Here is an 18312-nt window from a genome sequence, read left to right as displayed (position 1 = left end):
TCTCAGCGACGCGGCGCGACCATCTCTTGCTCGACCTTCAGCTGCCGCTCATAGCGTTGGATGCAGACATCTATGTCGATGCCTTGCGACATCGGCTCGAAGTCTTGGCCATCCTTCGCAACCTCGAGAACGAAGTTCGTAATCGGCGTGTGTCCGTCCTGGCTCATGCCCGAGCTGCCCTGCAGGCGATACACGGTGCCGTCCTCTTCCGGCAGGTCGAAGCCAGGCATTGAACTGCCGAGAACGGCACCTTCCTGAACGTCGAGTTTGTTCACGTATCCGAAAGCCACGACGGCTTGCCGCGCGCGCTTTGCCATCTCGATGGCATCCACTTGTGTATTCACGGGTCTGATCCTCGTTGTCTGTATTCCTCAGGTTGGCAAAATGATCGCAAGGCACAACGAAGCTGCCAGTTGCCGAGCTATGAAAACCTAAGACGCTGGAAGCGCAGTCCTGCAGCCCGGCATGCGCGAGTGAGAGCGCCATCACAGTTCTCGCTGACGTACCGACGTGCAAATGCGGTCCCGCCAGTGATCTCGAGGGCATCATCTGTGATTGCCTCCATTTTCAGAGAAGACAGCCATGACCGGTAGAAATCCACCCCGCGGTCTTTCGCCACGAGAAGGCAAGCCGCCCGGAACCGAGACGCCTCAGAAGCCTGAGGGGGAAGGGCGCTGCCGGCCAGCAGAGCCTTCGCGACCACCTTCGTTTGTTCAGAGACCATTACATCGGACGCCATAAGCGCCTCAACATCGGTATCAACCTTGCTGCCGACCTCTCTCGCTTGCTTCGCGGGCCTACGGGCACCAGATTTCGGCACCGAGGTCTGAGTTAGTCCCCGCTTCCGATCGGCATCGAGCCATTCCAAGATAGCAAGGTCGAAATCCGGGTACTGATAGCCGCGATCTTTGACCTTCGCACGGAACTTGCCGAGATACCGCTTCCCAGCTTCGGAGCCGAGAGCGCCCGTCAGCGCGGTTACGGTTGAGGCTTTCGGCTTCCATTCATCAACTGAGATTTCAGAGAGAGATTTGTTAGTTGGATTCTTGTTTGTGTCAGGCTGCTTTACAGGGGGTGTCAGAGGGCTGACATTCAAAAATCTATCCGCATTCTCTGTCTCTTGCTCAGCAGCAACGCAGCAGTCGTTCTCACGATAGATGAGCTTGTAGAGACAGCTTGTAGTCGCGTAGCCGGTGCGGGTTTTCTTGATGCGGTTCACCTTCACGAGAAGCCCAAGGTTCACGAGCTCTTTGATTGCCGCATTCACCCAAGGTCGAGAGCGACCAAGGATCTCAGCAAGTTCTCCCTGCGAGGGGAAACAAGTGTCAGCTTTAGCGTCGGCGTGCGAAGAGAGCGTGTTCAAGAGCGAAAGGTGCATACCCTTCCCCTTGAGACGCTTGCCCCACCACGCCGGATGCCGAACAAACGGCTCCGGGGTTTCGATAGACATCACTGCTCCGTGGCCGGAATTTACTCATTCCGGTCCTTTTCTATTGTAAGCGGTTCCGAGGATGCCTATGATCAGAGTGCTAGTATGATCTAAGGCCCTCAGGGGTTTTATATCGAGGGGTGATCAGAGTTGGCGCTCTGGTCACCTCTTTCGTTTAGTGCTTCTTGCTTGCTGCCTCCTTCAGTCGCTCCGCGCTCGGAGTAATCGTTCTGATTTCATAGTCATTGAGCGACGGGTCCCAGTCCGGGATGTCGTCGAGGTGACGATCAAGACGTGCCTGTTGTTTGGCGCCTCGAACGAACACGTACCACTGGTCTTCCGCTTTCACGCGGCGATTGAACTCGACGGATCTACCAGGTGCCGCAGTACTGTAAGCGTATACGGCATGGCCAGGAACCATCGTGGCGCCATTGGCGCCCACAACCTGCCGGCGGAAGTTCTTCCTGAATGCCTTAGGGTCCTGGTCGAAACCAGTGTGCATCATGAGTTTCTCGAGGCTGATCTTGAAAACCTCCTGAGCGCTTTCTACCCTCGCGACTTCATAAATCCTCTGCACAAAGGCGCTCTTGAGCTGGAAGTACTCAGGCGCATAGTTGAGAAGCTCAGCGTCTTCGTCGATTGCGGCAACGATCCAGTCACACGGCTCGATCGAGAAAGACGTCATGCAGCGGCGCTCTTTCCCGCCCACATTCCGAGTCTCATAGTGCATGCTCGCCCTCTGGAACCAGCTGAACCACTCATCTACACCGCGGCCGTTCATCTCGATGTTGGTGTAGATCCGCATGCTCTGAAGGCGCTGAATGCTTAAACGGACCTGATCGTAAGCGTAGCCAGTCGAAGTCGTGTTGGTAGCGCGGAGGTACTCGGAGATCGTCACGTCTACGTTCCGCGGCGTGGTGCCGGTCGAACGCCTGATATGAGCCATTTTTGAGATGACGAACATGAAGAAGTGCTTGTCGAATTGAGTTGCCAAACCGTACTTTGGGTTCGGTTCACACCGCAGTTCCACCGTCACATCGTTCCAAGGCGCTTTAGTAACCAGAGACATCTCTGTGGTCGCAATCGCGAAGAACTTGAAGACCATGAGCAACGGCTTGTTGCCGATGCCCGTCACACGGCTTTGGTCGCCGAGGTCAAGAGGCAGCTGCGCTACATCCATGCCCTCGAGCTCTTCCGTACCCTCAATGTCTACCGTTTCCAGCATTCTAGACGCCATTTCTCGGCCTGATTTTATGTTCCCTGCTCGTTGGTCACCATTGTTCACATCCGCCTCTTTCGACGCAAACGGATTCATACGTAGTTGCCGGTCCGTCAGACAGAAATCTGACGTAGTTGATGGTCCATCTTCAAGGTCACTTTGGGTGCCCCGCGTAGTTTCTGGTCCAACGCGGCACAAGAACGATCCAGGTGGGACTCCTGGCCCCGAATCTTCTCTTGCACGTAGTTGGTGGGCCATAGGGTCCTCAAGTTCTTGATTTACAGACGTAATTATTCACCCAAGGGTGGCATCTGCGGTTTATAGTTGGATACCTCGGGAGCCGTTCTAGATTCCCGCAAGGTGCCCGTCGCCTACCGGTTCGCCCCTTGGACCCTCAACTACGCGCCGCGGAGATCAGCAGTAAGTGTGACCTGAAAACCTCGCGTAGTTCTCGGTTCGTTGGTAGGCTAACATCCAATTTAAAGCAGTAATAACAGATATTTAAGTATATCTCGAACCACTTACTACGCGAGATATCTCGACTAAGGAGCCGATCCTGAATGGACCATCTGCGACGTGTGGAGGCCCTTGAATGGACCGAGAACTACGCGTGTCAGAGTCAAATGGACCGTCAACTACGTGCTAGACGCGGTGATCGGGCGAAATATTGGGGGAATGCGACAGCTGCGGTCATGTGAAAGCTCAAACCACGCCAATGACTTCGGACAGAATGGACCATGTATGACGCGTTTTCAGTGTCGCTTGGACCGGCAACTACGCGTCGATGTTGGGGTTGGACCCTGAACTACGTGGATAACTCTGTGCACGAAAATGCGACGGACCAAGTGTGACGCGATCAATCATCTCAAACTAGGTTTCGCGCAATGAGTTCTGAAGCAATGGACCATCTATTACGTGCTTTTCGGCCTCCTGAGAGACGATCGGACTGAGAATGGACCATGTGTTACGTGGATCGCGGGGACTTTGGACCATCAACTACGTGGAAAACTCGCAGCTGCTTGCGAATGGACCATCAGCGACGTGCATCGCTAGGCAACGGACCACCAACTACGTGAGTTCAATCGTCGTTAAGAGAGGCGAGCTAGTCTCGAGAGATGACCCCAGATTCCCTGCAAGACGAAACCAACACCCTCCTAGAAGAGCTCCAGGCCATGCTTGCGACCGTCCCCGGTGCGCCGGAGCGAGACCAGCTTCTGGCTCTTCTGCCTGACGCCAGGCAGTTCGATGTCTCAGACGACTTGGCCACGGCAGTTTCAGACACGGTTTCGGAGTTTCCGCACACGATCGAGCACAACCTCGACTTCCTGATGCTACCTAACACAGTCTGCTGGTTCGAGTGGTCTGAACGCGCGAGACGGACCGATGTCGACGTGCTCATGCATGATGTCGAGCACCCTGAGCGGATCGGTGTTCTCGTCACCTATGGCAGCGAAGACACCAATGCAGTTGTAGGGACCGTTGCCTGGAGGTTCCCCGATGGCCGCGTTGATCACGCGCCGGCCTTCTTTTCCTGGGACGAGGCGCAGCTTGAGGAACTCTCCCAGAGGGCTCGCTTCTCCTACAGTAAGGTCCCGGCGGAGTCGTGGGCTAGAATGATGTCTCTTATCTATACGCACGTTCCCAAAGGATACGTTGATGAAATGGAAGTGCTCGAGGACCTCAGGAAGAACGGGCCAGACATTGACACCATGACGGGCGCCGCTCGTCGGGAGGCTTCTGCAGAAGCTCTATTCATGCTGGGCGTTCTACTCATGCTTCAAACCGGACGAGTGCAAGCCGAAGGGCAGGGGGATCGAGAAACTCTGAAAATGATGGAGCCTAAGCCATGGAGGCTTTTACCCCCCAAGAAAGGCTTTTTCAGAAAAAAGCGCCGCGGTGGTGTCCATCTGAACTGGTTCCACGCCTGAGCTCACACAAGAAGGCCGAGAACCAAACATTGGCCCCGGCCTTCTTCAGAGTCTTAGCATTCTTCACATGGTCATGCTGGCCGGCTCGAGCTCGTCATCGTGCTTTCTGGTGGCGCCATAGATCGGGTCGATTGAGGCTACCACATTCTGAAGAACCGGATGCCCGACAAAGTCGTCAATGCCGCGGACTGTCTTGGTGACACCCTTATGAACCAGACGACCGACAGCCATCATGGCGTTGGTGACATTGCCATCCTCTTTCCATTTATAGGCGCAGACGGATTCCACCTCGTCGAACTGAACTCTCTCCCCATTCGCTTCCATGTACTGGCCGATTTGTTCTTCATTGAGCGAAATCGTCTTGGTCGATACAGCCTGTTCAAACCAGCGCAAAGCGTCCTGCATTTCTGCTGATGGACGAGTGTCGTTCACTGCGTAGAACTGACCTCGTTGGAGAGGTTTGCTGAAGTCTTGGATCTTGTAGAACTGGACGGTGGCCAAGCGCTGAAAGCTCTCTTCAACGACGCCAGTAACTGGGTCTGTCTTCTGAATGCGCCGGCGAAGGCTCGCGATGTGCTGAAATGAGCTCCGGCATTGGTGAGTGTATTCGTGTTCCAGGACACCCCTCGGAGCCTTTTCAGAGTTTTCTCCTTCACATCAAAGACTTTTGCGAGCTCGGCGTTTAGCGGCTTCTGCTTCTGGATAACCTGGCGTGCAAAGCTCGAGTTATGGGCAAAGAACTCGGCCATGAGCGGGTAGATCTCGGCTGCCTGTCGGCGATAGAGACCTCGATCGTCCTGTCCACCGTAAAAGCGCAGTGTCTTCCAGTCATACTCGCTCAAGGCATCGAGAACCTTCACGGCATCCTTGTGGATCGGGTCCACGCCGAACTCCTTCAAGGGCGCCCTGAGGCGCGCATTCTCTGCTTTGGCGAAGATTTCCTTGTTGGCCTCAAAGTCGACCATTACGGCGTCGCGCTCTTCGCCCTCCAAGGTGTCCTTGATCCGCTTGATGAAGGCGTCGCAGGAGAACTGGCCGATCTCGGGGGCTGAGCCAAAAAGACCGAAGTCGTGGATCGAGGAGGAGGCGGGATAGGGCTCGTAGTCCTCATGGTCTCGGCGTTCATCTCCGAGATCGTTCAGAATGCGTGCTTTCCGCCAGATATCCTTCGCTCTCAAATCCAGGCGGCGGTGCCGCGTGTTTTCAGAGACTCCGAAGCTATCCAGGCGCTTGTTGTCCTCATGGAACGTGAGAACCTTTGCAGTCGTTGGCTCCCGAGCAAAGTCAGCGAGGACGAGGGCAACACCCCCGTCCGTGTGAACCTTCTCTGCCAAGACTTGTTTCCTGTGCTCCTCGTAGAGCTCTGCGATCAGTTCTTTAGTAGTTTTGCTCATCTGTATTATCCCGCCTGCGCGAAGTACTCTGGCAGCTCGACGTCCTCATTACCTCGAGTGGGATCTGCTTCCATTTGTGCAAGGTTCATCCTGTCGGACCAATCGTTCGCCCAATCGCGGTAGGACGGCCCGGCCCAGAAGCGGATGCTGTTGTCTTGCATGATCTCGCGAATGAGTTCGAGCAACTCGCCTTCATCGGTGATCGATGCATTGACCATGCGGCGACCGGCGTTCTCGCCGCCCAGCGCCTGGCTGACCCGGTCATAGGCTTCCTGCACATACTCGTTCTGGTAGATGCTCCCGAAGTCTTTGTTGTTCGGGTGCGGGAAGGTGACCGAGTATCCAGCGGTGCCGGATTTCAGGACCAGTGAACGTTTGGCGAGTTCGCGATCGGGATAGATCGTGAGACCTTCATTCTCGCGAAGAGCGTCAAACACCATTTCTGGCGTCCTGAGAGCGACAGGGATGTGGCGACCTTCCATGGCTTTCTTGTTGAGCACCACGCCACGCTTCATGATCCCGGTCTTGGCGTCCTCATAGACACACATGGTGCCCATATTCTTGTTCTCTTGCGAGATCTGAAGGGCCCTGAACAGGTTACCGGTCAGCAGTTGAACCTTACGTTGCTGTTTGAAGTTTCGACCTTGAGGAAGAGGAGGTCATGGCGGCAGACGTAACCGATCTGCAGATCTTCCCTTCCTGCATTGAATACATGCGTTGGAAGCGCGCAGACAAGAACGCCAAAATGCCGACGAAAACAAAGGAAAAAGCTGCCGACGCTATCCGGCGGCAGTACGAACTCTCGGAAGAGGCCGAGAAGATCGCTGCGCTGCAGGAGTGGTACCGAAGCCATCCGCTGTATCAGAATGATATGATCATCCCCGAAGCCTGCAAGGCAGGCCTCAAGAGCGACGAGCTCCTGCAGGTGCATGAAGAGTTTCTGAAATCCTTCTCGACAGATGGCGTGCCCAAGAATGGAGAGACTCCTGAACTCCGCTTCATGTCGATGATGACGGGTTTTTGCCGAGAAAAACGCAGCCTCCCGCCTATCTCCAATGCCGAGCACGCGAGGCGTAAGTCAGACATCTCGGGGCTTTCCCACACGTGGAGCCGGCAGCTCACAGACAGTCACCTCACGCTTGAGGGTGGCGATCCGGCCACGTTCAAGCAATGGCAAACTCAGACCCTGAACGGAGAGCGACCTCTCCCTGAAAACTGGCTTCTGGACTACCATCTATTCTTGTTCGAACGCCTATCGGCATAGACAACAGGCAGCATTTTCTTTACCAAGACACTACAAAACAGAAGACACTACCATGAGCAGCAATTTTTCGTTCTTCGACGAGATCGTCGGACGCGACACCCCGCCTAAGGCAGAGCCGGCTCCGATTGCCGAGGAAGCCAAAAAGCCCACATCTAGCTGGCCCGAAGCCCCAAAATTTGATGCCTCCTCAGCGCGGCGTCAGAAACAGGAAGACAAGCCGATTGCGTTCGAGGCGTCTCGCTTCAGTGCAAGTAACTGGCGTAATATCGAAGCGCCCATCGAAGATGCCACACCTGAGACAGAGACCCCGCCCCGAAAGGAGAAGCGGCTACCTCGCCGGCTGTCCAGGATCCGGCAGGAGATCGTAGAAGAGGGCCTACCCACTGAAGAGCCTGCCTCGGACGCTACCGCAAAGCGCGAACCAGAGCCCAAGCAAGCACTTCTTCCGGCACCTTCTCCTCAAGAGTTGGAACGCGCCCGTGAGCTTGAAGCGGCCGAGCGGCATCGCAATCGCGAAGCCAGCCAGCGCTCTCGCGCATGGAGTAAAACTGTGAGTGCGATCCATGCAATCTGATCTCAATTTTATCCTTAACTACACGCCCATCTATTCTTTATACGGATGCGCAGAATAGATATTGGACTCCAAAATGCAGATCACCCTGCGCACAGCAAACGCCGTTCAGCGTGAAATGACCTCTCTCATCTCTGATCTGGTGAAGGAGCCGGTCATCTCGGTGAACGGCATCGAAGAGCCGGTCGCCCGCGTAAAGGAGGCCGCGTCCAAATGGCAAGAAGACATGGGTATGGCATCTGCTGTCCGGTCTGCGCTCTTCGCAATTCGCAAGAGCGTGTCGAATGCAAATCAGATTTCCGGCCTCAACGACATTCTCGCAGACATCGCGGCCACTGAAGAGGCCATCAAGGTCGTGAAGAAGGCTCTGGAGACCCCTGAGCGGCCGAGCTTCACCTATCTGGAGGGTGCGCACCGGAAGTTGTCCGAAGACAAAGGTGACAGTATTTACCGCCTCGGTTCCGAGCTTCCCTCCATCGAGTTCGGCATTCTTGACGAGCAAATTCGGGACGGCCTGACCACCGAGCTGGCATCGCTCCGCCGTGATCTGCGGAATCTGAAAGACAAGGCACAGGAGCTCAACTTCACCACGAAGATCGAGATCTCCGATGCCACCAAGGAACTGCTCGAGGACAACAATATCCTCTGAGCTCGAGATGACGGCCACTCACTCGCCTCTGGTTTCCTTGCTCTAGGGGCTTGGGTGGCCGTCTGGGAAGGGTTGGATCGCTCGCACCACCTCACGGAGTTCGAAAGAGCGTGCTATCCGGGTTACGATACGAGGCGTTGGGCCTCTTGACCTTTGCTCCCCGGTCGTCGCGCTCCATGCTCTTTGCTTTTTGCCAATTGCTGGACTTTAGATCTCTGCACATTGCTTCGCGCAGCCGTCGCCCTTCCCGCCTACCGGCGAACATTTGGATACCCTAAAGTCTGTCAGGGCATCCACAATCACTCGTCGCGTTCGGCCATACGTCCTTTGAATTCGCCTACTCAGGCACAGAGTTCGCCACGCGTGCTGCTCACGGCACTCTCCTCCAGCCAGTGATTGAACAAGGCTCGACTTCCTGAAGTTTATCTCCGATACCGGAGCTTCGACCAAAGGGAACGATCCATGACAGCATCTCCGAACACCGCCCCTCAGATAAGCACCTTTCTCGAAGGCCGGAAGTTCGGATGTCTCCTTGCCGATCCGTTCAACGCCAAGCAAACGGACCTCGAAAGCAGCCTGACTGTCGAAGAGATCTGCGCCCTATCGGTTGCTGAGCATATTGATGATCGCGCGCATTGCTATCTGTGGGTGCCGAACTCGATGCTTCCGGAGGGCATGAAGGTCCTCCAGTCCTGGGGCTTCAAGTACACCGGGAACATCGTTTGGCAAAAATCTCAAACCACCGAGGGTCAGGAAGCCGATGAAGTCTTTTCTGACGTCACTGAACTGCTTCTGTTCGGGACCCGCGGCAAGAACGTCCGCACCCTAGGACCCGCGCGCAGCACCGTGAACTTCATCCCCTTCGATCCCGATGGGGACTTGAATGGGACCGGCAAGCCCCAGGCTCAGTATCAGATCATCGAGCGCTGTAGTTGGGGTCCTTTCCTCGAGCTCTTTGGTAGCAGTTCGCGCGAAGGCTGGACAACTTGGAGCGGCCGGTAGACGCGGCTTGCTCCATTAAAGCACGTAAGAAAACAGGCCTACTCGCGAAAGCGAGCGGGCTCGAAAGGCAACCTACTGAAGGCGCGCTAAGCACCTTTATCCATTAAATTTTCGGAAACATTTCAGAGTCTACCTTCGCCACCTACCGAGCGAGCCGGCACATTTCCATACGTCGGTACAAAGAGGACTCTTCCAGTGACCGATATTTCCGAGACTTCCAGCCACAAGGGGCGCCTTGAATTTGAGACTGAGCCGGGGTCGAGCCGATCCAAATGGGTGGCCGGCGGACTGACATCCGATCGGACATGTCTGATATCGCGGGCATTAACGTTCAGGCCCAGGTGGACTCCGGTGGGCCGTCAGGCGGCAAGCCCATAAACTTGGAGGTTGTCTCCAAAGACCGTGTCGCCCAAGCAGCCGCAGTCTCTGAAATTCGAGATGCCATGGACCGGCTTATGGCGCAAAGCGAACCGCGGGACTGGGACGGCGTCCTCGAGCGGCTCGCATAGGGCACACCTAGAACGGTGCAGGCTGTTTGCGGTCAGGGGGGAACCTCTGGCCGTTTTTCTTTGTGCAACCGCTGAACAGCGAGAGACTCTGAAATCTTCTATTCTTAAATACTCTGAAACCACTACGGGAGGCATCCAGGGTACTCTTGGATGGATTGTGGAATTCAATTCCTACCGAACATTCGTCCTGAACTAATCCATTGCAGAGTAGACCATGTCAGCTTCCCTCCTGAAAACGATCGCCACCCAGAACAAGTCTTTTGCTGAGAAGGCTGCGGCCCCTCATGCCCGCGACATCGACCGCATTATGACCGTGGAGGTCGAGGCTTTCGAGGATGTTGGCGAACAGATCAGCGTCGTTGGTACAGACCTGTTGACCGGCGAGAAAATCAGAATGTTTCGTGAGTGGTCCCGGAGCCCGCGCGTGAAGGATCCTAACCCCTTGGAGAAGGCCTATGAACGTGTCGAGGCTGGTGGAGTTATCACCTTCACCGACGTTCGGGAGATCAGGGGCCTCAAGGGAGAGAAGACTTACAGCTCCGAAGGCTTCGTGACCGTGACGCGGAACGATGAGCACGAAGGCGCTGAAGTTCACCACGATGTTCCGGCATTCGTTGACGCTCCGGAGACGATGCCAAACGGCAAGAAGATCCAGATGTACAACATCGTTCGCCCTGATGAGGCTGCGCTCTTCACGACTGCGGAGGAGTTCTTCCAGGCGTTCAAGGATTTCTTCCAATCCCGGGCTGGCGCGGACGACAGCGTGGTCATTCGAGGCTTTTCAGGAGAGGAGAACGCAACCTCTTCCATTCGTGTCCTCATGGCTCCGGGTGAGAGCTTCCGCGATCGCATGACACGGTTTGTCGATGAGACCCACTTCATCGAAATGGTCGGCGAACTGGAAGGGACCTTCGAGGTCACCGGTCGAGAACTTCTGAATTCTCTGAGTAATCCTGAGAGCACCACCACCTGGGAGGTCATCCCGGTCACCGGCGTGCGCAAGCGGCTTACGGTCAAAGACGATCCGGAGCTTTCTGAACGGCTCGAGCAGAAAGGGCACTCTCTGCATCAAAACTTCGTCCACATGGGCGAGAACCCGACGACTGGGTGCCGCCAGGTGTCTATCGGTCTGAGGCATACGTCCTATGGGAATGGCGCCAGCTATACGGATGTCGTGTCTGCCTTTCACGCACCTGGCCAAGCACGACCTCTTGCAATGCTTGAAACTCCGAACGTCAAAAACATCGATGACGTCATCCCAGGCTACAGAGAAGAGGTTGCGCCTGTTGCGATCGATGACACGCCTGAGATGGATTTCAGCGCCTACATCGAGGATCTCGCTGGCGAGCTCAATGCGGCCGAGTTTGATTTCTTGGATCAGCCCATCTTGGAGGATCCGGCTGAAAATGCGCCGGCTGCCAACGATGCTGCAGAGATAGATATCGATCTGTCGCTGTTCGAACCCGATCCTGAGCCTGAGGCACCCCCTGCTGACGAAGAGCCGGTAGAGGCCCCCACTAAGGCTGCTGAGAACGCTGTGACGAAGTATCAAAATGCCCTGTATAGGTACATTGAGAAGCTTCGCGAGAAGAAGGTGGCCGTCAATGCCAAGAACAGGAAGATCCAGCAGTTGCTTGACCTGGTGTCGTTCATCCAGCCGACGGTGCAGCAGGATGGGGCGGTTCTGACAATCCGGGTTCCCGCAAGAAACGGTACCGATCAAGCATTGGCCAGCCTCGAGGTGACGGTCAGCGCCAAGACGGCTGCAGAAAGCTGGGCGGAGCCAGAACCTATCGGCGCGACGACAGTGCAGTTCGAAGATAATTTCCTGTCAAAGGAGAACCGTGTCCTCGAATTTTCGGTAGAGACCGAAGACTACACCGGTGGGCAGATTAGTTTGGACGTGACCGAGTTGACCACTGAGGGTGGATTCTCGATCAATGAGCAAACTATGGCTGAGCCAATTCAGGTGATTGATGAGCTTATCAGCGATGCCGAGTGGAAGCGCAGGATGATCGAAGATGAGCTTCAGAGTGCGACGGAACGCTACCCCTGACTATACGTCGCCGGGCCTTTCAGGGCCCGGGAGGCGCCGGCATGTTGCCATTTCGTGCCTCGCGCTTTTTGGCGAAACGACCCTTTCGACGTTTGAGGGGTTTGCCTGCTTCATCGCCGCAGTCTTGCGGCTCTATAGAAGACGGCTCGTCCTGGACGGCGGGAGCTGACTTTTCTGGAGGAACGTAGTTCAGCGGATCGACCTGCCCGAACCAGATATCCATGGCGAGATCGGTATCTGCTTCATCGATCCAGCCGCCGCGGGTAATCCACTCTTCGATCTTAATGAAGTTCCGCTCCTGAGGCGGAGGATCCCGTGGGATGTAGTGGTCGGAGTAGCCGCGATCACAGAACAGTTGATACCACGGTAGTTTACGTAGTTGTGTCTTGTCTGCGCTGGGCGGCCGGCTTCCGGCAGACGCCGGCTTTCTTCTGCGCGCGAGATTTTTGTCAATTTTCATGGTCGAATTTGCCTTCCATCACCCTGCAGCAGACATCGAAGTCAAACCCTTGCCGAGCAAGCTTGGCCATGTCTTTCTGCCGGTACTGATCGTGGTCGCCGATACGAAATGGTCCAATTCGCTTCTTTCGAGCAAAGGTTACCGCCGCTTCGAAATCGGTTCCGTCCGCGTCCTCAACCAACTCCTGGTAGTTGTCTGGTGAGAGACCTTTTTCCCGGAGTTTTCCTTCAATTTTTCGCCGGGACATGCCACGACGCCTAGCGCTCTCAATGAACAGTTCCGCGTAACGCTGATCGTCTACGTACTTGCGCTCCAGGCAATAGCGAACGGCCGCTTCGATCGCCGGCGCGAACTGCGCTTCTTCGAGACTGGTGCCCCGAAGTTTACGGCGAACGCGGCGTGTCAGCACAGTTCGAAGGTGGGATTCCGTCGTCTCATAGGACTTAAGGTAGTTCAGGGCGGCCTTGACGAGGTCCCCTTCAGACAGCCCTTTGGGAGTTGTTGGCTCATTGGACATTGCGGTATCTCTTAAGATTTGCGATCCTTATAGGAGAAGATGTCTTTTTTTCTGGTTAGAGGCGATAGATGGCCAGCAACGAATTGAAGAAAAAAATTCAGAAGTCACGAAGGGTCAACGGGCTTCGGGTGCTCTCGGAGCTCGATATTGAAAGGATGCTCGAGGTCGCTGATGCAACCCGGTATCCGATCCGTAACCGTGCAATTATCCTTCTGGGAACGGACGCTGGGCTGACACCGCTGGAGATCTCCTACCTCAAGAGATACCACGTCTACGGGGACGACGACCTGCTGGGAGAGGCAATTGATCTCAGGGCGAAACCGGGCGTGTATCGTATGCCGCGCGTCATACCGATGGTCCGCAAGGGGCGCCTTTGGAACGCTATCCATTCACTGCTTGAAAACGTTCCGGCCGTTCCCGGCGATCCGCTGGTTATTTCAGAGCGAGCCACAGAAGGCGGGAAGGCAACCCTGAACCCAGGTTCGAAACCGCTGCGCGCCATGCGAACGGACAGCATTTCATACGTTTTCTGGAAGGTGATGGATAAGGCCGGCATATCGAACGCTTCAGCTCTGACCGCCAGGGCAACGTTCATCGTCAAGGCAGGGAAGACAGCTGCTGAGCGGGGTATGAGCATCCGGAACGTGCAGGAAATGACAGGCCTTAGGTCTCTGGAATCTGTGCAACGGCTGCTCGAGGCCAGCGAAGCCGACAAAGAAGCAATCATCCACGATCTGTTCAGCCGCTGAAATGTTGCCTCTTGCGGACATGTAGGCAGGTTCTCGGAGATTTTTTTTTCCGAGGAGATAGAGATGTCGGTCCTGTTGAGCGAAGATTTCGACGAACTGATGGAGGCAGCGATGGTCTCGCCGTATGGTGAGATCGACGGTCACGCGGAGGAATACGAGTTCCTTTGGGAAGCGGAACTTACGGAGGCCGACGTCATCAACACGCGGCCCGATGGGTATTCCATTTGCGCCTTGAATGACGCTGATCATCCCGCGGTGGTTCTGGTGGATCCGGACGGCAAAGTCAGCGGCTTCTACTACCGGTTCGCGGCCTGGATCGATGAGGAACATCGTGGCCACGGATTGAGTGTGGAAATGATCCTCGCCTACGACGACTATTTTCAGGATGCGGCTTGGGAAGGGGATCTTGAGGAATGCATCGGAGGGATGGCCTTCTCTGACGCTGGCTACCGGGCGCATACTCGTGCCCAGCAGGTCGCCTTCAAGCGAACTTCCGAGGCCAATTACCAACATCCTGAGCTGGCGCCGGGCATGGCTCTTTGAAAAACCCGCTCAGTTGTAAAGAGACATGTGATTTTTGCAGTGCTGTCATACATTTATGACAATTGAATTTTAAAGCGACCGGGACACTTGGCGGTTGCCAGCATAAGGAGTTGAGGCATGGCGGCACAGACATTTACATCAGACGCATTCGACCGTCGCCTAAAGCCGGGTCACGGCTTGATCGCAGCTTGCTCGAAGATCGCAGCAACCTTACGGGAACAGGCTGATGCGACACGTACACGTGCGCGTCTCGCGCAGCTCACGGATCGGCAGCTCGATGATATCGGGTTGTGCCGGGCGGATCTGCAAAGGATTGGCAGGTTCTGAGTTCAGACGATGACGATCTTCGGGAACCAAAATGGCCGCGCGTTCGCGGCCATTTTCTTTTGCGCCCAGAAAACCCGCTCAGTTGTAGGGTGCCCTGGGGCGAGGCTCAGAGCCCCTTCGCTGCATAGGCTGCGGCGATCTTCTGGATGCTGAGAGCATATCCGGCTGACCTCAGATCGGGGAACCGATCATCCGACCGCAAGAAGGCCCTCATGCCCTGATAGGCTTCCCGCATCGTGTCATCGAGCCCCGAGCGCACGAGATCAAGCTCGCAGGCTCCTTTGGCGTATTGATCCCTGAAGCCCTCTGAAATTCCATTGAGACCATTCGAAGAAAGGACCCGATCGATCTCATCAAGAAGCATCGCGTTTTGGGTTTCCTCTAGGCGCCTTTGCATGCGACCGAACCGCATGTGGCTAAGGTTTTTCACCCACTCAAAGTAAGAAACGATAACGCCTCCAGCGTTGGCGTAGAGGTCCGGGATGATGGTCACTCCGCGCTTTCTCAGGATCCTGTCGGCCGCGGCTGTCGTCGGTCCGTTGGCGGCCTCGATGATGACCCTGGCCTTGATCTTTTCAGCGTTCCCTTCGTTCAAGACGCCTTCAACCGCGGCTGGGATGAGGATGTCGCATTCTTCCTCAAGAAATCGGGCAGGGGCCTTTGCACCGAGCACGATGCTGTTGGGGAAATTGGCCACGCCACCTGTCTCTGCGATGTGTTTGTGGAGGGTTTCAATGTTGATCCCAGACCGGTCGACGACAGTCCCGTCTCGCTCGATGACTGCGATCACCTTGGCGCCATCCTCTTCGGACAGAAACTTGGCCGCGTGGTAGCCCACGTTTCCGAGCCCCTGGACGATGACCGTTTTGCCCTCGAGAGTTCCCGAAAGCCCAGCGCCTGCGACGTCCTCGCCGTGACGGAAAAACTCCCGGAGCGCATACTGCACGCCGCGTCCTGTTGCCTCCGTTCGGCCTTTGATGCCGTTCTGTCCAACTGGCTTGCCGGTCACGCAGGCGGCTGCGTTGATGTCGGTGGTGTGCATGCGTGCGTATTGATCAGCGATCCACGCCATCTCGCGTTCACCGGTGCCCATATCAGGAGCAGGGACGTTCTGACTGGGATGAATGAGGTCGCGCTTGATGAGTTCGTATGCAAACCGTCTGGTGATGCGTTCGAGCTCTTCCTCGGTCCATTGGGTGGGATCAATGCAGAGGCCGCCCTTGGCACCGCCGAAGGGGACGTCTGTGAGGGCACACTTGAAGGTCATGAGAGTGGCCAGTGCCTCGACCTCATCCTGGTTCACCGACAGAGCATAACGGATGCCGCCTTTGACCGGCTCGCGGTGCTCGGAATGGACTGATCGGTAGCCAGTGAAGGTGTGGATTTGCCCCCTGAGCTTCACGCCAAAGCGCACCGTATAGGTCGAGTTTGCGATCCTGATTTTCTCTGCCAAGCCGGGATCAAGGTCGAGCTTGTCGACGGTTGACTGGAACATGGCCTCGGTGGAGTCGCGGAAGCTGTGGTTGGTCATCTGGCACCTCTTTTGCACAAGAGATGCAGGCACCGGGTTAAGGCGCGCTTTCAGAAATCAGAGTCTTGAAAACCCGCTCAGTTGTAGGGCGGGCAGCTCGCGGGCGTGGCCACGTTAACGCAAGATGCAAGCTGAGAGCATACTTTCAGAGAAGGGAGAAAATCGAGGAGGAGAAGACCATGATGTACGTGATTGGATTTGGGGTTGGTATAGTCGTCATGTCCCCGGTGATCTTTGGCATCCTTGCGATCGGCATTGTGCACCGGCGGAAGACGCAGTGACGAACGCCAATAGGCCTGTCCGAGGCTGATCTCTTGGTAGTTGGCTCTCCCGATTGTTCGGCAACGACGGTACCTGGACCTGATGACATATCGAACGCAGAACCCGCCGGACGCTAAGTGTGCGAACGGAGGTGTCTACCTGAGCCCATCGGTGTTAGCGTCGGCTTCGGAGTAAGCGGAGATGGACAGATGCCGAGACTCACAGATGAAGGCGAGGCGGTCGTCGCCGACATCGCAGCGCGCCATGGAATAAGCGGCGATGCCGCATTGCATATGCTCATGGCTGTGTCCGCCGGGCACGGTACGCAGGCGCAGTTCAACCATCCCGAGCTGGGTGGCATGGGGCAATGGTCACAGGGCGGCATGACCATGGTCGGTGACATGTTCAACAACGGCCTTAAGGCGCGGGTCGACGCTCTGTGCACGGACCTTTCGGGGATCGTCCAGCAGCACAGCCTGTTTGCCGCGCCTGTCTCCTCGCAGTCGCAATCGCAGGGCGGGATGCACGACCTATCCGGGGTCAGCTTGTTCGTCCAGGAAACCAGTGACTGGCCCGCTGATCTTGGTCAGCCGACCTCTGTCGGAACGCAAAATGACCTCAGGTACGCCTATTTCGCTGACAAACGGAGGCTGGCAATCAAGATCGGAGGGCGAACAACGATCTACGATACTGGTAACCACCAGATCGGCGCCTTTGGACAAGCTCAGGGTGCTGGACAGAGCCTCAGCTTCACTAGTCAGCATGGGCTCGTGCATCTCTCGGATTTGCCTATCGTGAACGGCACTTCGCCGGGCTCTCAAGACAGCGCCCCCCAACCACCCGAGGTGGCACCTGTTGAGGTCACTCAAGCACCGAAACCGCCAGCGGAGCCAGAACCGAGAACCGCGCCGAGTTTAGAGGCGTCTCGGGACATGACCGACGATCAGATTTTTAGCCGGATCGAACGGCTCGCAGGCCTCTTCGAAAAGGGTATTCTCACCAAGGAAGAATTCGAGGCGAAGAAAGCTGAGTTGCTCGCGCGCTTGTAGTCCGGGGTTGACGTCGGCCTGGAGAAGAGGCCAGCGAGCCGTTCGCTGAGATGCGGCATGAGGTTCTGCATACGTCGACAGTGCTCAGGTAGCCGACATCGTACCGCAGGACTCAGCTCTCGGAAGTTGCCGTTCAGGCTGAGCGCAGCGATTGACCTCTCCGAGCCTATAAGAGGCACTCGCGGAGGCGCGCCGTGCTGCAGCAGGTGCCGTTTGGCCCAACTATCGGTGCGTGCAAAAAATCAAGATTTGTGCACTGATGAAGACCCGTTCTTCATCAACTTGTCCACGAGATGGACAAAATCACGAGTGTCACGGTCAGGACTTAAGAATATCGGGCGCATCACTTCCCACATCTGTCTGAAGACTTCGCGCTGAGACCAGTTTTCCAGCCAGGGCTTCCACTCTTCGACCGAAGTCGTCTTATTTCTGATGATGCGATCATATAGAAACTGCCGCTCACCCGCCAAGACTAAGTGGTAGACGATCATGATTGATTTCTTGTCGAATTCTAGGGCTTCGAACTTTGCGTTCGGAACATCGAACACGTCGAGTTTATCGTTGTCGATGCAGTACTGGAGAAACTTTAGGTAGTAGTCGCGCTGCCGGAAGAGCGCATCGATCCGTCTCTGCCTGCCTATGTTTATGAAATTCCAAACGAATGTTGTGATCGAGATGGCCAGCGCTGCGACCGAAAGGTAAATCGGGAATGACATGGATCAGAATGCTCCGCCTGACATTTTGCGCGTTCGTCCAACCTAAGCTGTCAACGGCGGAGTAAAATTCGGCCATTGTGGCGGAGCAAAAGTCGGCCAGTTTGGGGCGAGCGCCTTGGAGCGTGCGGCCCTCATATA

Annotated in this window: 20 protein-coding genes; 10 read left to right on the top strand and 10 right to left on the bottom strand. The window is 55.9% G+C overall.

Annotated features, from left to right (window positions below):
* Positions 1 to 2 precede the first annotated feature (2 nt).
* The 3 genes from ACXAJT_RS26325 to ACXAJT_RS26315 all read right to left on the bottom strand — a co-directional run bounded on the left by ACXAJT_RS26325 (position 3) and on the right by ACXAJT_RS26315 (position 2654).
* Positions 3 to 344, bottom strand: a complete 342-nt coding sequence (locus tag ACXAJT_RS26325; RefSeq protein WP_475241585.1) for a hypothetical protein — start codon at positions 342 to 344, stop codon at positions 3 to 5.
* Between the two features lie 77 nt (positions 345 to 421).
* Positions 422 to 1450, bottom strand: coding sequence for a helix-turn-helix domain-containing protein (locus tag ACXAJT_RS26320; protein WP_475241583.1), 1029 nt, complete (start codon positions 1448 to 1450; stop codon positions 422 to 424).
* Between the two features lie 154 nt (positions 1451 to 1604).
* A complete protein-coding gene (locus ACXAJT_RS26315) occupies positions 1605 to 2654 on the bottom strand; it encodes a replication initiator protein A (RefSeq protein WP_475241581.1) in 1050 nt (349 codons plus the stop codon).
* A 1166-nt stretch (positions 2655 to 3820) separates the two neighbouring features.
* On the opposite strand from ACXAJT_RS26315, the gene ACXAJT_RS26310 reads away from it, so the two are divergent.
* The gene (locus ACXAJT_RS26310; protein WP_475241579.1) at positions 3821 to 4576 is read left to right on the top strand and encodes a hypothetical protein; all 756 of its coding nucleotides are present in this window, start codon (positions 3821 to 3823) and stop codon (positions 4574 to 4576) included.
* A gap of 63 nt (positions 4577 to 4639) precedes the next feature.
* Here the strand turns inward: ACXAJT_RS26310 and ACXAJT_RS26305 are convergent, their stop codons facing one another.
* Genes ACXAJT_RS26305 through ACXAJT_RS26295 form a run of 3 tightly spaced genes read right to left on the bottom strand, consistent with a single transcriptional unit; the run spans position 4640 to position 6527 of the window.
* Entirely contained in the window at positions 4640 to 5008 is a 369-nt protein-coding gene (locus ACXAJT_RS26305; RefSeq protein ID WP_475241577.1) for a hypothetical protein, read from the bottom strand.
* Positions 5005 to 5970, bottom strand: coding sequence for a hypothetical protein (locus ACXAJT_RS26300; RefSeq protein WP_475241574.1), 966 nt, complete (start codon positions 5968 to 5970; stop codon positions 5005 to 5007). The genes ACXAJT_RS26305 and ACXAJT_RS26300 overlap by 4 nt, the downstream gene beginning before the upstream one ends.
* Before the next feature lie 5 nt (positions 5971 to 5975).
* A complete protein-coding gene (locus ACXAJT_RS26295; RefSeq protein WP_475241571.1) occupies positions 5976 to 6527 on the bottom strand; it encodes a hypothetical protein in 552 nt (183 codons plus the stop codon).
* A gap of 104 nt (positions 6528 to 6631) precedes the next feature.
* Here ACXAJT_RS26295 and ACXAJT_RS26290 point away from each other — a divergent pair, with 104 nt between their 5' ends.
* The 5 genes from ACXAJT_RS26290 to ACXAJT_RS26270 all read left to right on the top strand — a co-directional run bounded on the left by ACXAJT_RS26290 (position 6632) and on the right by ACXAJT_RS26270 (position 12021).
* Entirely contained in the window at positions 6632 to 7234 is a 603-nt protein-coding gene (locus tag ACXAJT_RS26290) for a hypothetical protein (RefSeq protein WP_475241569.1), read from the top strand.
* Between the two features lie 52 nt (positions 7235 to 7286).
* Positions 7287 to 7808 carry a hypothetical protein gene (locus ACXAJT_RS26285; protein WP_475241566.1) on the top strand — a complete coding sequence of 174 codons (522 nt, stop codon included), beginning with the start codon at positions 7287 to 7289 and terminating at the stop codon, positions 7806 to 7808.
* A 73-nt stretch (positions 7809 to 7881) separates the two neighbouring features.
* Complete coding sequence (locus ACXAJT_RS26280) at positions 7882 to 8454, top strand: hypothetical protein (RefSeq protein WP_475241564.1); 573 nt, start codon at positions 7882 to 7884, stop codon at positions 8452 to 8454.
* A 462-nt stretch (positions 8455 to 8916) separates the two neighbouring features.
* A complete protein-coding gene (locus ACXAJT_RS26275; protein ID WP_475241561.1) occupies positions 8917 to 9456 on the top strand; it encodes an MT-A70 family methyltransferase in 540 nt (179 codons plus the stop codon).
* A 723-nt stretch (positions 9457 to 10179) separates the two neighbouring features.
* The gene (locus tag ACXAJT_RS26270; protein ID WP_475241559.1) at positions 10180 to 12021 is read left to right on the top strand and encodes a hypothetical protein; all 1842 of its coding nucleotides are present in this window, start codon (positions 10180 to 10182) and stop codon (positions 12019 to 12021) included.
* 19 nt (positions 12022 to 12040) lie between these two features.
* Here the strand turns inward: ACXAJT_RS26270 and ACXAJT_RS26265 are convergent, their stop codons facing one another.
* Both ACXAJT_RS26265 and ACXAJT_RS26260 read right to left on the bottom strand, forming a co-directional pair.
* Positions 12041 to 12481 (bottom strand): hypothetical protein, encoded by a 441-nt coding sequence (locus tag ACXAJT_RS26265; protein ID WP_475241557.1) that lies wholly within the window; start codon positions 12479 to 12481, stop codon positions 12041 to 12043.
* Complete coding sequence (locus ACXAJT_RS26260) at positions 12471 to 12998, bottom strand: regulatory protein RecX (RefSeq protein WP_475241554.1); 528 nt, start codon at positions 12996 to 12998, stop codon at positions 12471 to 12473. Before ACXAJT_RS26260 ends, ACXAJT_RS26265 begins: the two co-directional genes overlap by 11 nt.
* Positions 12999 to 13066: 68 nt before the next feature.
* Between ACXAJT_RS26260 and ACXAJT_RS26255 the strand changes: the two genes are divergently transcribed.
* The 3 genes from ACXAJT_RS26255 to ACXAJT_RS26245 all read left to right on the top strand — a co-directional run bounded on the left by ACXAJT_RS26255 (position 13067) and on the right by ACXAJT_RS26245 (position 14617).
* Positions 13067 to 13747 (top strand): hypothetical protein, encoded by a 681-nt coding sequence (locus ACXAJT_RS26255; RefSeq protein WP_475241551.1) that lies wholly within the window; start codon positions 13067 to 13069, stop codon positions 13745 to 13747.
* A 63-nt stretch (positions 13748 to 13810) separates the two neighbouring features.
* Positions 13811 to 14290 carry a hypothetical protein gene (locus ACXAJT_RS26250; protein WP_475241548.1) on the top strand — a complete coding sequence of 160 codons (480 nt, stop codon included), beginning with the start codon at positions 13811 to 13813 and terminating at the stop codon, positions 14288 to 14290.
* Positions 14291 to 14407: 117 nt separating this feature from the next.
* On the top strand, positions 14408 to 14617 hold the full coding sequence (locus tag ACXAJT_RS26245) for a DUF1127 domain-containing protein (protein WP_475241544.1): 210 nt from the start codon (positions 14408 to 14410) through the stop codon (positions 14615 to 14617).
* Positions 14618 to 14723: 106 nt separating this feature from the next.
* On the opposite strand, the gene ACXAJT_RS26240 is transcribed toward ACXAJT_RS26245, so the two are convergent.
* Positions 14724 to 16148 carry a Glu/Leu/Phe/Val family dehydrogenase gene (locus ACXAJT_RS26240; RefSeq protein WP_475241542.1) on the bottom strand — a complete coding sequence of 475 codons (1425 nt, stop codon included), beginning with the start codon at positions 16146 to 16148 and terminating at the stop codon, positions 14724 to 14726.
* 470 nt (positions 16149 to 16618) lie between these two features.
* On the opposite strand from ACXAJT_RS26240, the gene ACXAJT_RS26235 reads away from it, so the two are divergent.
* Positions 16619 to 17458, top strand: coding sequence for an SHOCT domain-containing protein (locus tag ACXAJT_RS26235; RefSeq protein WP_475241540.1), 840 nt, complete (start codon positions 16619 to 16621; stop codon positions 17456 to 17458).
* Positions 17459 to 17700: 242 nt separating this feature from the next.
* Here ACXAJT_RS26235 and ACXAJT_RS26230 read toward each other — a convergent pair whose 3' ends face one another.
* A complete protein-coding gene (locus tag ACXAJT_RS26230; protein WP_475241538.1) occupies positions 17701 to 18174 on the bottom strand; it encodes a hypothetical protein in 474 nt (157 codons plus the stop codon).
* Between the last annotated feature and the right edge of the window lie 138 nt (positions 18175 to 18312).

It is taken from the genome of Salipiger sp. ABF4_146 (assembly GCF_056161345.1).
This window is presented reverse-complemented; position numbering and strand designations above follow the sequence as displayed.